General features: G+C 73.1%; 15 protein-coding genes and 1 pseudogene. 12 read left to right on the top strand and 4 right to left on the bottom strand.

The genetic code is table 11. The features are described from left to right. From rplO to rplQ, 11 genes are all read left to right on the top strand, one after another. Entirely contained in the window at nt 1-474 is a 474-nt protein-coding gene (gene rplO / locus H6X67_RS02605; protein ID WP_249367388.1) for a 50S ribosomal protein L15, read from the top strand. 247 nt (nt 475-721) lie between these two features. Then, nucleotides 722-2,014 (top strand): preprotein translocase subunit SecY, encoded by a 1,293-nt coding sequence (secY, locus tag H6X67_RS02600; protein ID WP_249367387.1) that lies wholly within the window; start codon nt 722-724, stop codon nt 2,012-2,014. Next, nucleotides 2,011-2,595 (top strand): adenylate kinase, encoded by a 585-nt coding sequence (locus H6X67_RS02595; protein WP_249367386.1) that lies wholly within the window; start codon nt 2,011-2,013, stop codon nt 2,593-2,595. The genes secY and H6X67_RS02595 overlap by 4 nt, the downstream gene beginning before the upstream one ends. A 91-nt stretch (nt 2,596-2,686) precedes the next feature. Beyond that, nucleotides 2,687-3,568, top strand: a complete 882-nt coding sequence (gene map, locus H6X67_RS02590) for a type I methionyl aminopeptidase (protein ID WP_249367385.1) — start codon at nt 2,687-2,689, stop codon at nt 3,566-3,568. A gap of 52 nt (nt 3,569-3,620) precedes the next feature. Next, on the top strand, nt 3,621-5,375 hold the full coding sequence (locus tag H6X67_RS02585; RefSeq protein WP_249367384.1) for a beta-N-acetylhexosaminidase: 1,755 nt from the start codon (nt 3,621-3,623) through the stop codon (nt 5,373-5,375). Between the two features lie 236 nt (nt 5,376-5,611). After that, complete coding sequence (gene infA, locus H6X67_RS02580; RefSeq protein ID WP_111835832.1) at nt 5,612-5,833, top strand: translation initiation factor IF-1; 222 nt, start codon at nt 5,612-5,614, stop codon at nt 5,831-5,833. A 35-nt stretch (nt 5,834-5,868) separates the two neighbouring features. Further along, nucleotides 5,869-5,982 carry a 50S ribosomal protein L36 gene (gene rpmJ / locus H6X67_RS02575; RefSeq protein ID WP_003781903.1) on the top strand — a complete coding sequence of 38 codons (114 nt, stop codon included), beginning with the start codon at nt 5,869-5,871 and terminating at the stop codon, nt 5,980-5,982. A gap of 159 nt (nt 5,983-6,141) precedes the next feature. Continuing rightward, the gene (gene rpsM, locus H6X67_RS02570; protein WP_249367383.1) at nt 6,142-6,516 is read left to right on the top strand and encodes a 30S ribosomal protein S13; all 375 of its coding nucleotides are present in this window, start codon (nt 6,142-6,144) and stop codon (nt 6,514-6,516) included. 67 nt (nt 6,517-6,583) lie between these two features. Then, entirely contained in the window at nt 6,584-6,985 is a 402-nt protein-coding gene (rpsK, locus tag H6X67_RS02565) for a 30S ribosomal protein S11 (protein ID WP_249367382.1), read from the top strand. A 164-nt stretch (nt 6,986-7,149) separates the two neighbouring features. Beyond that, complete coding sequence (locus tag H6X67_RS02560; RefSeq protein WP_249375299.1) at nt 7,150-8,148, top strand: DNA-directed RNA polymerase subunit alpha; 999 nt, start codon at nt 7,150-7,152, stop codon at nt 8,146-8,148. 39 nt (nt 8,149-8,187) lie between these two features. Continuing rightward, nucleotides 8,188-8,871, top strand: a complete 684-nt coding sequence (rplQ, locus tag H6X67_RS02555; protein WP_249367380.1) for a 50S ribosomal protein L17, sunset domain variant — start codon at nt 8,188-8,190, stop codon at nt 8,869-8,871. Between the two features lie 89 nt (nt 8,872-8,960). Here rplQ and H6X67_RS02550 read toward each other — a convergent pair whose 3' ends face one another. The 4 genes from H6X67_RS02550 to H6X67_RS02535 all read right to left on the bottom strand — a co-directional run bounded on the left by H6X67_RS02550 (nt 8,961) and on the right by H6X67_RS02535 (nt 14,650). Next, on the bottom strand, nt 8,961-9,923 hold the full coding sequence (locus tag H6X67_RS02550; protein WP_249367379.1) for an alpha/beta fold hydrolase: 963 nt from the start codon (nt 9,921-9,923) through the stop codon (nt 8,961-8,963). Next, a complete protein-coding gene (locus H6X67_RS02545) occupies nt 9,895-10,545 on the bottom strand; it encodes a DUF998 domain-containing protein (protein ID WP_249367378.1) in 651 nt (216 codons plus the stop codon). The genes H6X67_RS02550 and H6X67_RS02545 overlap by 29 nt, the downstream gene beginning before the upstream one ends. Further along, a complete protein-coding gene (lysX, locus tag H6X67_RS02540; RefSeq protein ID WP_249367377.1) occupies nt 10,542-13,787 on the bottom strand; it encodes a bifunctional lysylphosphatidylglycerol synthetase/lysine--tRNA ligase LysX in 3,246 nt (1,081 codons plus the stop codon). The genes H6X67_RS02545 and lysX overlap by 4 nt, the downstream gene beginning before the upstream one ends. A gap of 104 nt (nt 13,788-13,891) precedes the next feature. Continuing rightward, nucleotides 13,892-14,650: an ROK family protein gene (locus tag H6X67_RS02535; RefSeq protein WP_249367376.1), complete on the bottom strand. Its 759-nt coding sequence runs from the start codon at nt 14,648-14,650 to the stop codon at nt 13,892-13,894. Nucleotides 14,651-14,698: 48 nt separating this feature from the next. Here H6X67_RS02535 and H6X67_RS02530 point away from each other — a divergent pair. After that, a pseudogene (locus H6X67_RS02530) lies at nt 14,699-14,922 on the top strand (tRNA pseudouridine synthase A); the annotation flags it as partial.

Genomic DNA, 14,922 nt, shown 5'->3' with positions numbered 1-14,922 from the left:
ATGGCTGACACCAAGAAGACCGAGGAGAAGGTGCAGGTCGTCAAGCTGCACCACCTCCGTCCGGCCCCCGGCTCCAAGAAGGCCAAGACCCGCGTCGGACGCGGTGAGGGCTCCAAGGGCAAGACCGCCGGCCGCGGTACCAAGGGCACCAAGGCCCGCTACCAGGTCAAGGCCGGCTTCGAGGGCGGCCAGATGCCCCTGCACATGCGCCTGCCCAAGCTCCGCGGCTTCCGCAACCCCAACCGTGTGGAGTTCCAGCCCGTGAACGTTGGCCGCATCGCCGAGCTGTTCCCGCAGGGCGGCGCCGTCACGGTCGAGGACCTCGTCGCCAAGGGCGCCGTGCGCGGCGGCCAGCTCGTCAAGGTCCTGGGCACCGGCGACGTCGCGGTCAAGCTCGACCTCACCGTCGACGCCTGGTCCGGCTCCGCCAAGGAGAAGATCGAGGCCGCCGGCGGCACCCTCAGCACCCGCTGAGCCACCGGCGCCACGCACTGACCGCGGGCCCCTGTCACCACCGGTGACAGGGGCCCGTGGCCTCTGACCGCCACAACGTGACCGATCCCCGCCCCCGCCGGGGCTCCTGCCTGTTCAGGGCGAAGGCCACGAGCGGTAGGGTGGCCCCCGGTGCCCACCGGGCACCGGACCCCACCGCGGCCCCGCGCACCTTGTGCCCCAGGCCCGACGGCGGTGTCCGTGCCCAGCAGCGACAACAGGAGTACGAGTGCTCACTGCGTTCATGCAGGCGTTCCGCACGCCCGACCTCAGGGGAAAGCTCCTCTTCACCCTGGGCATCATGGCCCTGTTCCGGTTCGGCTCCGTGCTGCCGACCCCCGGGGTGGACATCGGCAACGTCCAGGTGTGCGTCGGCCAGACCGAGGACGCGGGCCTGCTGGGCCTCATCAACGTCTTCTCCGGCGGCGCCCTGCTCCAGCTGAGCGTCTTCGCGCTGGGCATCATGCCCTACATCACGGCCTCCATCATCATCCAGCTCCTGCGCGTGGTCATCCCGCGCTTCGAGGAGCTGCACAAGGAGGGCCAGTCGGGCAACGCCACGCTCACGCAGTACACCCGCTACCTCACCATCGGCCTGGGCGTCCTGCAGTCCTCGACCATCGTGGCCACCGCCGCCTCCGGCACCCTCTTCCCCACCTGCACGGTCTCCGTCGTCCCCAACGCCTCCCCCCTCGACCTCGCCCTCATGATCCTCACGATGACGGCCGGCACCGGCCTCATCATGTGGCTGGGCGAGCTCATCACCGAGCGCGGCATCGGCAACGGCATGTCGCTGCTCATCTTCACCTCCATCGTCGCCCGCATGCCGCAGAACCTGTTCTCCATCGTGGGCACGAACAACGGCGTCACCAAGTTCCTCACGGTGCTCGTCGTCATCCTCGCGGCCACCCTCGCCGTCGTCTTCATCGAGCAGGCCACCCGCCGCATCCCCGTGCAGTACGCCAAGCGCATGGTCGGGCGCCGCCAGTACGGCGGGTCCACCACCTACATCCCGATCAAGATCAACACCGCGGGCGTCATCCCCGTCATCTTCGCCTCCTCCATCCTGGCCATGCCCCAGCTCATCGCGCAGTTCGGCAACCAGCAGTCGCGCTGGGTGCGCTGGATCATGGACAACTTCTCCCAGACGGACACCGTCTACCTCGTCGGCTACGGCCTGCTCATCCTCTTCTTCGCCTTCTTCTACACGGCCATCACCTTCAACCCGGAGGAGATCGCGGACAACATGAAGAAGTACGGGGGCTTCATCCCCGGCATCCGGGCGGGGGAGCCGACCGTGCGCTACCTCACGCACGTCATCAACCGGGTGACCACCGCGGGCTCCGTCTACCTGCTCGCCCTGGCCCTGCTGCCGACCGCCGCGGTCATCTGGCTCGGCCTGTCCCAGAACCTGCCGTTCGGCGGCACGACGATCCTCATCATGGTGGGAGTCGGTCTCCAGACGGTCAAGGAGATCAACTCCCAGCTCCAGCAGCGCCACTACGAAGGGTTCCTCTCATGAGCGCACGTATGGTCCTCCTCGGCCCTCCCGGGGCCGGCAAGGGCACCCAGGCCGCCCGCGTGTCCGAGCGGCTCGGCATCCCCGCCATCTCCACCGGGGACATCTTCCGCGCCAACGTCGCCGGCGCCACCGAGCTCGGCACCCTCGCCAAGTCCTACATGGACAAGGGCGAGTACGTCCCGGACTTGGTCACCAACGCCATGGTCAAGGACCGCCTGAGCCAGCCCGACGCCGCCGAGGGCTTCCTCCTGGACGGATACCCTCGCACCGAGGCCCAGGTCCACGAGCTCGACGCCATGCTCGCCCACAGCGGCCTCGCCCTCGACGTCGTCCTCGAGATCACCGCGGACGCCGAGGTGGTCGTCGCCCGGCTCCTCAAGCGCGCCACCGAGCAGAACCGCGCCGACGACACCGAGGACGTCATCCGCCGCCGCCTCGAGGTCTACGCCGAGCAGACCGCGCCCCTCGCCGCCATCTACGCCGACAAGGGCCTACTCGTGTCCGTCGACGGCATCGGCGGGCTCGACCAGGTCACCGACCGCGTCATGGCCGCTCTCGCCGAGGCCGGCGTGAGCGCCTGAGGCAGCACGACGGCGGGTCACCCCCACGCACGGGCGGCCCGCCGTCGTCGTCCTGGCCACCCGGCAGCCCACCCGCTGGAAGGACCCCACCGTGATCGGACACGAGCAGATCCAGATCAAGACCCCGGACCAGGTGCGCCACATGCGCCGCGCCGGGCTCGTCGTCGCCGACATCCACGCAGCCCTGCGCGAGGCCGTCCGCCCCGGTGTGACCACCGGCGAGCTCGACGCCGTCTGCGCCGAGGTCATCTCCCGCGCCGGGGCGCACTCGAGCTTTCTCGGCTACTACGACTACCCGGCCACCGTGTGCACCTCCGTCAACGACGAGGTGGTCCACGGCATCCCGGGCGAGCGGGTCCTCGCCGAGGGCGACCTCATCACCTTCGACTGCGGCGCCTACGTCCTGGACGAGGAGGGCACCCAGTGGCACGGCGACGCGGCCTTCACCACCGTCGTCGGCGGCCGCTACGCCTGTGACTCCGACCGGCTCCTGGACACCACCACCCGCCACGCCCTGTGGGCCGCCATCGCCGCCGTCGCCCGCGCGGCCGCCGGTGAGGCGACGGGACGCGGGACGCGCCTCAACGCCATCGGCGACGCCGTCGAGGAGGTCGTGGACGCCGCCGCGCAGGAGCACGGCCAGCGCCTGGGCATCCTCGAGGAGTACGTCGGCCACGGCATCGGCACGGCCATGCACATGGCGCCCGACGTCCTCAACTACTCCGTCAGGCGCAAGGGGCCGCGCCTGCGCCCGGGCATGGTCCTGGCCATCGAGCCGATGCTCACCGCTGGCTCACCGCGGGTGCGCGAGCTCGACGACGGCTGGACCGTCGTCACCGAGGACGGCTCACGGGCCGCCCAGTGGGAGCACACGGTCGCCATCGTCCCCGGCGGCGTGTGGGTCCTCACCGCGCCCGACGGCGGTGTCGAGGGCCTGAGCCCCTACGGCATCGAGCCCAGGCCGCTGCGCTGAGCCCCGGTGCGGCCGGCAGCCGCCCTAGCCGCGCACCGCTACGCTTCGGCCCATGGAGGACAACGCCGTCGCCCCCCTGAGCCCACCCGTCCACGTCCTGCCCGCCCCGCGGAGCCTCGAGGCGCGCGCCGCCGGCTTCACGCTGATGAGGACCACCCCGCTCCTGTGCCAGGCCGGCACCGAGGAGCCCGCCGAGATCCTGGCCGAGAGGCTGCGCGCCGGCCTGGGCTGGTCCGGCAGCGCCGACCTCCTGCCCCTGGCGGAGGACCGGGCGCCCGCACCGGTCGCCGGGGCCCTCACGCTCCTGCTCGACGAGGACCAGGACCTCGGCAGCGAGGGTTACACGCTCGAGTCCGGGCCCGAGGGCGTCGTGCTGCGCGCGGCCACCCGCCTCGGCGTGCTCCACGCCGTGCGCACCCTCCTGCAGCTGCTGCCGCCGCGCGTCATGGACCCCGAGGGCACGGCGTGGGGGAGGGGTGACGACGACGTCCTCGCCCTCGTGCCCGGCACCCGGGTCGAGGACGCCCCGCGCTGGGCCCACCGCGGCGTCATGATCGACATCGCCCGCAGCTTCCTGCCCGTCGAGGACCTGCTGCGCGTCGTCGAGGCCGTCAGCCTCCTCAAGATCAACGTCCTGCACCTGCACCTGGCCGACGACCAGGGCTGGCGCCTGGAGATCACCAACGAGGGCCGCGCCGAGGACGACCCCCACGACTACAGGCGGCTGACCGAGGTCTCCGGGCGCACGGCCGTCACCCTGCCCGCCTGGTCCGGCCGCCCGGGCCGCCCGGGCTGGTACACCCAGGAGGACTACCGGCGGATCCTGGCCTTCTGCCGCTCCCGCGGCGTGGAGGTCGTCCCCGAGATCGACGTGCCCGGCCACGTGGGCGCCGCCATGCACGCCCTGCCCGGCCTGTGCACCCCGGGCAGCTCCCACGTCTCCACCCCCGGGGCGCCCGCCGCCCCGGCGGACGGCAGCATCATCGTCGGCTTCTCCTACCTCGACCCCCGCGCCCCGGCCACCCGCGCCTTCCTGCGCCACGTCCTCACCCAGGTGATGGACCTCGACCCCGAGGGCAGGCGCGTCCACCTCGGCGGCGACGAGCCCTGGGCGATGGCCGAGCGCTACGGCATCGGGCCGGGCTCGGCCTACGCCGAGCTGCTGACCTGGGCCTGCGAGGTCGTGCGCGAGCGCGGGCGCGTGCCCGTGGGCTGGAACGAGGCCTGGTCCGCCCAGCCCGTCGGCCCGGCGCCCGAGGAGGCCGGCACGCCCCCGCAGCTGCAGGTGTGGGACGTGCGCGGCCAGGAGGCCGCTGAGGGCCAGCGCCTGGCCGTCCAGCAGGGGGCGCGCCTCATCATGTCCCCCTGCAAGCACGCCTACCTCGACATGGCCTGGGACGCCCAGGCGCCGCTGGGCCTCGACTGGGCCGGGGTGCTGGACCTTGGTGCGGCCCGCGACTGGGACCCCGCCGGCCTCCTCGAGGGCGTGGGGGAGCCCGGCATCGAGGGCGTCGAGGCGACCCTGTGGGCGGAGACCGCCCGCGGCGTCGAGGACGTCGAGGCGCTGCTGCTGCCGCGCCTGTTGGGCACGGCCGAGGTCGGCTGGTGCCGGGCCCTGCCCGAGGGCCCGGACGGGCGCGCCCGGGCCCTGGACGGCTTCATGCGCCGCTGCGCCGCCCACGGCGCGCGCATGCGCGCCGCGGGGACACACTTCGTGCTCGTGCCCGGGGTGCCGTGGCGCGAGGCCGGCCCTCGGTACGCGCAGGTCATCGCCGAGCAGGAGGCCGCGCGCCGCGCCCGGTCCTGAACCGGTCAGGGCCGTCCGGGCAGAGCCGAGGCCGTGCCGGCCGCGTCCTGTGGTCGGAAACACCGTCACTGTGCCCGATCTCGCGTGGTGGGGCCCGGCGGCCCTGCCGTATTGTTAAGGGCCGGTGCGCCCTACGGTCCCACGCGCAGCACCAGCTGGGGGTGGGGGCAAGGGGCGCGTCGTCCGACGGCGACGTCGTCGGAGGAACTCGAGCGAGCAAGCACCGACGGAGGAACATGGCTAAGAAGGATGGCGTCATCGAGGTCGAGGGATCGGTCGTCGAGGCCCTTCCGAACGCGATGTTCCGGGTGGAGCTGAGCAACGGGCACGTCGTGCTCGCGCACATCTCCGGCAAGATGCGGCAGCACTACATCCGCATCCTCCCCGAGGACCGCGTGGTCGTGGAGCTGAGCCCCTACGACCTCACACGCGGTCGCATCGTCTACCGGTACAAGTGACAGTCCTCCCCTGACGGGGATGACGGAGGAACATCATGAAGGTCAAGCCGAGCGTCAAGAAGATCTGTGACAGCTGCAAGGTGATTCGTCGCCACGGCCGCGTCATGGTCATCTGCGAGAACCCGCGGCACAAGCAGCGCCAGGGCTGACCCCGGACGCTGACGGCCGCCGACCAGGCGGCCACTCACAAGCACCCACCCCAGCTCACCACCGGTGAGCAACCCTCGGTTCCTGGAGGCCGGGGCCGCCGCGACAGACGGCGGGGGAGGTGGGCGACGACCTCCGGGAGCACACAGGAGAACCACACCGTGGCACGTATTTCCGGTGTCGACCTGCCTCGCGAGAAGCGAGTCGAGGTCGCCCTCACATACATCTTCGGGATCGGCCGCACCCGTGCGGACGAGACCCTCGCGGCGACGGGCGTCAACCCCGACACCCGCGTCAAGGACCTCACCGAGGACGAGCTCGTCCTGCTTCGCAACCACATCGACACGAATTACCAGGTGGAGGGCGACCTGCGCCGCGAGGTCCAGGCGGACATCCGCCGCAAGATCGAGATCGGCTGCTACCAGGGCCTGCGCCACCGCCGTCACCTGCCGGTGCACGGCCAGCGCACCAAGACCAACGCGCGCACCCGCAAGGGTCCCAAGCGCACTGTGGCCGGTAAGAAGAAGGCCAAGTAAGCAGCAGTCCATGAGCGCGGGCACGGCTGCCCGCCATGGAACGACGACCTAGATCGAAGAAGGAAACATGCCTCCCAAGAGCCGCACCGCCGTGCGCAAGACGCGTCGCAAGGACCGCAAGAACGTCACCCACGGCCACGCCTACATCAAGTCCACCTTCAACAACACCATCGTGTCCCTCACGGACCCGAACGGCGCCGTCATCGCCTGGGCCTCCTCCGGCCAGGTCGGCTTCAAGGGCTCGCGCAAGTCGACCCCCTACGCCGCCCAGCTCGCCGCCGAGGCCGCCGCCCGCCGCGCGCAGGAGCACGGCATGAAGAAGATCGACGTCTTCGTCAAGGGCCCCGGCCCGGGCCGTGAGACCGCGATCCGCTCCCTCCAGGCCGCCGGCCTCGAGGTCGGCTCCATCTCCGACGTCACGCCCCAGGCCCACAACGGCTGCCGCCCGCCCAAGCGCCGCCACGTCTGAGACGACCGAGGCCGACGGCGTCCGGCCCCCCGGGCCCATGACGCCGTCGGCTCCTCGCGCCCGCCCCTGAAGGGCGGACGCGGACGGGCCGAGATCACTCGCGCGCCGTCCACATCCCGCAGGATCGGCGTCATATAGCGGGCGCCGCCACGAAAGGAAACCACGTGCTCATTGCACAGCGACCCACGCTCTCCGAGGAGGTCATCGAGGAGGACCGCCGCTCGCGGTTCGTCCTGGAGCCCCTCGAGCCCGGCTTCGGCTACACGCTCGGCAACTCCCTGCGCCGCACGCTGCTGTCGTCCATCCCGGGCGCCGCCGTCACCAGCGTGCGCATCGACGGGGTGCCCCACGAGTTCCGCACCATCGCCGGGGTCAAGGAGGATGTCGCCCAGATCATCCTCAACATCAAGGAGATCGTGCTCTCGAGCGAGAACGACGAGCCGGTCGTCATGTACCTGCGCAAGTCCGGCCCGGGTGTCGTCACCGCCGGTGACATCACCCCGCCCGCCGGCGTGGAGATCCACAACCCCGAGCTCGTCATCGCCACCCTCAACGAGAAGGGCAAGCTCGAGATCGAGCTGACGGTCGAGCGCGGACGCGGCTACGTCTCCGCGGCCCAGAACAAGGACCCGAACGCGGAGATCTCCCGCATCCCCGTGGACTCCATCTACTCGCCCGTCAAGAAGGTCTCCTACGCGGTCGAGGCCACCCGTGTCGAGCAGCGCACGGACTTCGACCGCCTCGTGGTGGACGTCGAGACCAAGGCCTCGATCACCCCTCGTGACGCGCTCGCCTCCGCCGGCAAGACGCTCGTCGAGCTCTTCGGCCTGGCCCGTGAGCTCAATGTCGAGGCCGAGGGCATCGAGGTCGGCCCCTCGCCGATGGACCAGGCCCTCCAGCAGGACCTCGCCCTCATGATCGACGAGCTCGACCTCCAGGCCCGCTCCTCCAACGCGCTCAAGCGCGAGGGCATCCACACCGTCGGTGAGCTCGTCGCGCGCAGCGAGGCGGACCTCCTCGACATCCGCAACTTCGGTGCCAAGTCGATCTCCGAGATCAAGGAGAAGCTGGCCGAGCTGGGTCTGTCCCTCAAGGGCTCCCCGGTCGACTACATCGCGGACGACGACTACACCAACCCCACGTTCAGCGACGAGCAGGCCTGAGCCGCGCGCCCCCGCTCGCCATTCACCTAGGAGACAACAATGCCTCGCCCCACCAAGGGACCCCGCCTGGGCGGCTCCGCCCAGCACGAGCGCCACATGCTGGCCAACCTGGCCACGCAGCTCTTCATCCACGAGTCCATCACGACGACGGAGGCCCGCGCCCGCCGCCTGCGCCCCTACGCCGAGAAGCTCATCACCAAGGGCAAGCGCGGCGACCTGCACGCCCGCCGCACGGTCCTGCGCAAGGTGACAGACAAGTTCGCCGTCTACCGCCTCTTCGAGGAGATCGCCCCCCAGCTCGAGGGCCGCGAGGGCGGTTACACCCGCATCGTCAAGGTGGCCCCCCGCAAGGGTGACAACGCTCCCATGGCCGTCATCTCCCTCGTGCTCGAGCCCGTCGCCAAGAAGGAGGTCGTGGCCGACGCCGTCGCCACCGCCAAGCGGGCCGCCGAGAAGGCCGTCGAGACCCCCGCCGAGGCCCCGGCCGAGGAGACCACCGCCGTCGAGTACGCCGGTGCCGTCCGCCTCGCCGAGGGCTCCGCTAAGGCCCCCGACGCCGACCACCATGTCAAGGGCAACGAGGACTCCATGAAGTACCACGTCCCCGGCTCGCGCTGGTACGACGCCACCGTCGCCGAGGTCTGGTTCGCCTCCGCCGAGGACGCCGAGGCCGCCGGCTTCGCCCCCGCCGGCGGTGCCGCCGCCCAGAAGGTCGAGGACTGAGCCTGCTCCAGGTCTGACACGCACGCCCGCGGGGCCCGCCACCACACGGTGACGGGCCCCGCGGCCGTTGCGCGCGTGCTGCGGCTGCCTCAGCCGCCCACCATCCCCAGGACCTCACGGACGGCCCGGGCCACCTCCTGCGGGGCGTCCACCGCCATGAGGTGCCCGGAGCCGGGCACCCGGCGCACCACCAGCCGGGAGAAGGCCCGGTGTGCCGCGGCGAGGCGTCGGCGCGAGGCGTAGGGCGGCGCCTGGAGCAGGAGCGTGGGCACCCACACCGGCAGGCGGTCGCGCTCCCGTGCCCGCAGGAGGTCGTCCTGCTGGGCCGAGTAGGCCAGGGACTCCGCCGCACCGCCCGTGAGCGAGGCGGCGGTCCAGGTGTCCGCCCAGGCGGGCGAGCCCAGGGCCCGCGGCTGCGACACCTGCCCGCGCATGCCGGCGCGCACCACGGCGGACACGGCCCGGTGGACGGCCGGCGCCCCCAGCAGGCCGCGCACCACCGTCAGGGCGAGCGCGGCCAGGGGCGCACGGCCCCCGACGGCGCCTGCCGCCAGCGGGGGCGTCAGCGCTGGCCGCAGGGCGAGGGAGGGGTCGACGAGGACGATCCCGTCCACGAGGTCGGGACGACGGCGTGCCAGGAGCTCGGCCTCGAAGGCCGCCATCGAGTGGGCCACGAGGACGGTCGGGGCCCCGTCGGCCACCGCCAGGTCCTCCATGAGCCGGGCGAGGACGGCCGCCTGGGCGTGGAGCGCCGGCGGCCCCGGGCAGTGGGTGCCCAGGCGCCCCTGCCGGTCGACGACGACGTGGGCGCCGGGCGCCAGCGCCAGCACCGGCTCCCAGAAGGCGGAGCCCAGGCCCGCGCCCGCCAGGAGGACGAGCATGGGGCGCCCGGGGGCGGCGGGGGCCAGACGCCGGGCCGTGGTGCCGGCCCGGCGCGCCCAGTGCCCCGGGTGCCCGGCGGCGGGGGCTGGTACCCGCCCGCCAGCGGGCGCCGGGGCACCCCCGGAGGCGCCGTCCCCGGGCTCAGCAGGTTCGTGCTGGAAGGCGGGCACCGCCGTCGGCCCCCCTCTCAAGACCGAGGGTGAGGGCGGCCGCCAGCAGGGAGGACAGGAGCACCTGCCCCACCTGCGGCCAGACCTGGCTGCCGGGGGCCAGGGCCGCCACCACCAGGGTGAGGACGTCGACGGCGCCGAGCGCTCCCGCGGCCACGAGGACCGCGCGCACCTGCGCGCGCGGCGCCCCCCGGTCCCGTAGCCCCAGCACCAGCAGCCCCAGGACCATGAGGAAGCCGGCACCCACCGTTCCCGAGGCGATGACGTGGACGACGCCGGAGACCGTCGCCGTGTCCCGGCACATGGCGTCCGTCGTCGGGGCGCAGGGCATGTTGCCCAGCGCGTCCGCCACCGTCCCCACCCCGCTGGCCGCCAGGGCCAGGGACACGGCCGCGGACCAGTCGCCGAGCCGGGCCCGCCACCCGCGCACCCCCAGGGCCGCGATGGCCAGCAGCAGGGCACCGGCGAGCAGGTCGCCCCCGCGGAAGACCCACTGCCAGGGCTGGTCGTCCGCCGCCAGCTCGGACAGGTAGCCGGGCGGCACGTCCCCGCCCCACAGCAGGGGCGCCAGGACCCACGTGTTGTAGGACAGCAGCACACCGGCCGCCAGCAGCCGCCTCATCGTGAGGGCCTGACCAGGGGGAAGGTGATGGTCTCGCGGATCGACGCGCCCGTGAGCATCATGACGAGACGGTCGACGCCGACCCCCAGCCCGCCCGAGGGTGCCATGCCCTGCTCAAGGGCCTCGAGGAAGGCCTCGTCCAGCTCCATCGCCTCCGGGTCGCCGCTCGCGGCGGCCAGCGACTGGGCCGTCAGCCTCTCACGCTGGATCACCGGGTCCACGAGCTCGGAGTAGGCGGTGCCGACCTCCGAGCCGAAGATGATGAGGTCCCAGCGCTCAGCCAGCACCAGGTCGCCACGGTGCGGGCGCGTGAGCGGCGAGGTCTGCGCCGGGAAGTCGCTGAAGAAGGTCGGCTGGACGGTGCTGGACTCCGCCAGGTGCTCGTAGAGCTCCTGGACCAGGGTGCCCCACCCCCACGACGGGTCGTGGCGCAGGCCCAGGCGCTCGGCGTAGGAGCGCAGCACGGCCGTGGGGGTGGAGGTCGTCACCTGCTCGCCCAGGCCGTGGGAGACGGCGTCGCACACGCTCACGGTCCGCCACGGCTGGGCGAGGTCCACCTCGTGCTCGATCCCGCCCACGGTGCCCCGCACGACGGTGGTGCCCAGTGCCTCGCGCGCCGCCGAGACCACGAGGTCGTGGACGACCGTCTTCATCACCTCGTAGTCGGCGTAGGCCTGGTAGGCCTCCAGCATCGTGAACTCGGGGTTGTGGGTGGAGTCCGCCCCCTCGTTGCGGAAGCTCCGGCCGATCTCGAAGACGCGGTCCATGCCGCCCACGACGAGCCTCTTGAGGTAGAGCTCGGGGGCGATGCGCAGGTACAGGTCGAGGTCGTAGGCGTTGATGTGGGTGCGGAAGGGACGTGCGTTCGCCCCGCCGTGCACCGGCTGCAGGATCGGCGTCTCGACCTCCAGGTAGCCGCGCTCGAGCAGGCGCGAGCGCACGGCCTGCACCGCCCGGGAGCGGGCCTCGACGAGGTGGCGCTGCCGCGAGGAGGTGATGAGCGTCAGGTGGCGCTGACGCACGAGCGCCTCGGGGTCGGCCAGGCCGCGGTGCTTGTCCGGCAGGGGCCGCAGGGCCTTGGAGGCCATCGCCCAGCCGGTCGCCACCAGGCTCGGCGTGCCGGTGCGCGAGGCCCCGGGCGCGCCGGTGACGGTCACCTGGTCCCCGGTGCGCACCAGGCGCCTGAAGCCGGTCAGGGCCTCGGGCGCCGTACCCCGCTCGAGAAGCACCTGGACCTGGCCGCCCCAGTCGCGCAGGTCCGCGAAGAGGACGCCGCCGTGGTCGCGCAGCCCGACGACGCGCCCGGCGACGGTCCGCTCCCCGCCAGCGTCGAGCGCACGGGCGCAGCCCGTCGTCACGGTGGTGACCGCCGGGTAGGGCGTGAGCCCATGGCTGAGCATCCGCTCGCGGCAGGCGGCGCGCTCGCGCACCTCACGGGGCACTCGCGCGGCCGGGCGCGGCTCGGGCACGGCCCGGGTCAGGGCCAGCATGCGGGCGCTGTCCTCCTCGCTCAGGCGCGGCTGGGGCCACTCCTGGCCGCACAGGGGGCCGGGTGGGCGCAGGAAGCCCTCGGCGACGGCCACGGCCGCCGAGACGCGCGCGAGGTCCCCGCCGTCGGTGTAGCACAGCAGGCGCGGCACCCAGTCGGGCTCATAGCGGGAGTTGGAGCGGTACAGGGACTCCAGCTGCCACCAGCGCGAGGCCAGCAGGAGCACCTGGCGCCGGGCGCGCTGGATCGGTCCGGCGCCCAGGCGCGCGCCCTGGGCGAAGACGTCGCGGAAGACCGCGAAGTTGAGCGAGACGCGGGTGACGGACAGGGGGGCGGCCTCGGCCATGAGCGTGCTCACCATGAGCTCGGTGACGCCGTGGTCGGCCTCGGGATGGCGGCGCATGACGTCCAGGCTCAGGCCGTCGGCGCCCCAGGGCGCGAAGGACAGCAGGGCGGCGACCCGCCCGCGCTCGTCGCCGTCGGGGAACAGGGCCTCGACGAGGACGGACTCGCCGTCGGAGGGGTCGTCCAGGCTGCGCCCCAGCGCCATGGAGAAGCCGCGCTCCGCCTCGCCGTTGAGCCAGGTGGTCGCCAGGGCGCTGAGACCGGTCAGCTCCTCGACCGGGATGGAGCGGTGGCGCCGTACCCGCGCCGTGTACCCGGCGCCGGAGGCGTGGCGCATGGCCTGGCGGACCTCCGCCAGCTCGCCCAGGCGGAAGCGGGCGGGGCGCAGGACGGCCTCGTCGCCGATGTGCAGGGCGTGCAGGCCGCCCTGCACCCAGGCGCGGGCCCCGGCCTCGGAGGCGCCGATGACGGCGGGCGTGAGCCCGTAGGAGGCGCAGTGGCGGCTAAAGGCGGCCACGGTGGCGGGCCAGGTGGCCGGGTCGCCCAGGGGGTCGCCGGAGACGAGGGCGACGCCGAGGCTGGGGCGGTAGGCGACGGCGCCGTGCTCGGTGAGCAGGACGGACTTGTCGCGCCGGGTGGCGAAGTAGCCGAGCGAGTCCTGGGGGTGGGCGGCCAGGAGCGTGCGCACCCGCTCCTCCTCCTCCACGCTCATGCGCGCGGCCAGGCGCTGGGAGCGCAGGAGCGTCGCCAGGCCGGTCAGGAAGGACAGGGCCCATCCCAGGCCGAGGAGGCTGAGGGCCCAGTCGGGGAACTGACGGACGAGGTCGATGAGGGGGTGAGGGTCCCCCGCCAGGAACAGGCCGGTGAGGGCCGAGGGGTGGATGACGAGGACGGCGAGGGCCGTCAGGGCGGTGCTCGCGCCGATGCCGAGCGTCGTGACGGTCAGCGCCCGGCGCAGGTTGCCGGGCCTCATGCGGACCCGGTAGGCGCTGCGGTCGCGCAGGAGCAGGACGACGAGCAGGACCAGCATGAGGGCGTTGAAGCCGAGGGACAGCAGGTCCAGGACGGCGATGTCCACCTCGGGCAGGAGCAGGAGGGAGGTACCGGCCAGGACGAACAGCACGATGCTCAGCACGGCCAGGACGGTGGTGGCCAGCCAGGCCGCGCGGAGGCGGCGCGAGAGGGCGGAGCCGAGGATGAGGATGACGACGGCGGTGAACCAGTCGAGCACCGGCAGGGGGACGAGCCAGGTGAGGACGAAGGTGCTGAGCCTGCTCAGGGCGGGGACCGAGTAGAGGAAGGTGGACAGCAGTGCCACCAGTCCCACGGTCATGACGGCCCGGGGCAGCAGGACCGGGCTCCGGGACGCCCTGACGGCGCGGGGGCGGGGAGGGCAGGGACGAGTCATGGGCGCATCCTGACAGCCGCCTGTGGGCGGGCGAATCCCCCGCTGAGAGGAGATCGGCTCCTCCCAAGGTCGGGGTCCGCTCAGGGTGGGAGCCAGGGTGCCTCTCAGGGGCGGGCCAGGTCCCAGCAGCGGGCCCCGCCGGTCATCCCGGCCTCGTTGGGCACGACGACGACGTCGTCACCCATGGCCGCGAGCTGGGAGGCGAGGATCCGCCGGGAGTTGCCGCCCCCGAGGTAGAGGCGGTCCCACAGGTACATGGGCCGCAGGGCGTCGACGACGCGCCGCACCCGCCGCGACCAGTGGGCGTCGCCCAGGCGCAGGCGCTCGTGCTCACCGATGTAGTCGTCATAGGTCAGGCCCCAGCGGATCGGTCCCTGGGAGACCTCCACGTGGGGCGCCAGCACGCCGTTGTCGAAGACCGCGTTGCCCAGCCCGGTGCCGAGCGTGACGATCATCTCGTGGCCGTGGCCGGTGACGACCCCGGCGGCGGCGACCTCCGCGTCGTTGAGGACGAGAACGGGCCGCTCCAGGCGCCGGGTGAGCGCCGCCCCCATGTCGAAGCGCCGCCACAGCTCGACCAGCTCGGGCAGCACGCGCGAGCGCGGGCCGTCACGGGTGATGTAGTGGGGGGTGGCGACGACGACGCCGTGGCGGATCATGCCCGGCATCCCCACCGTCACGCGGTCCGCCTGCGGCAGCTGGGCGGCGAGCTCGGCGATGGTGTCGACCAGTGTCATTGGCGGCAGGGGGTAGGGCGTCGGGGTCCGCACGGCCCGGGAGGTCATCGCGCCCTCGGGGGACAGCACGGAGGCCTTGATGCCGCCGCCGCCGCAGTCGACGGACAGGGTCGTGGGGCTGCTCATGGCGGCAGGCTACCGGCGGGCCGGCGGCGGGCGTGGTCGAATAGCGCCATGCTCACCGATGCGAAGCCGGACGGCGCGCCGCCCCGCTCGGGCCCCGCGGCCGGGCAGGTCGCGCCCGAGGACGGGCCGGCCGGGCCGTCCTCGGCGGCCGTGCGCCTCAGGCTCGACCTCGCCTACGACGGCGCCGGCTTCAGTGGCTGGGCCGCCCAGCCCGGCCTGCGCACCGTCGAGGGGGAGCTCGCCCGGGCCCTCGAGACCGTCCTGCGCGTGCC

It is taken from the genome of Actinomyces sp. AC-20-1, from assembly GCF_023369555.1.
GTDB lineage: Bacteria > Actinomycetota > Actinomycetes > Actinomycetales > Actinomycetaceae > Actinomyces.
Note: the sequence above shows the minus strand (reverse complement) of the source record. Positions and strands in the feature narration are given on the sequence as shown.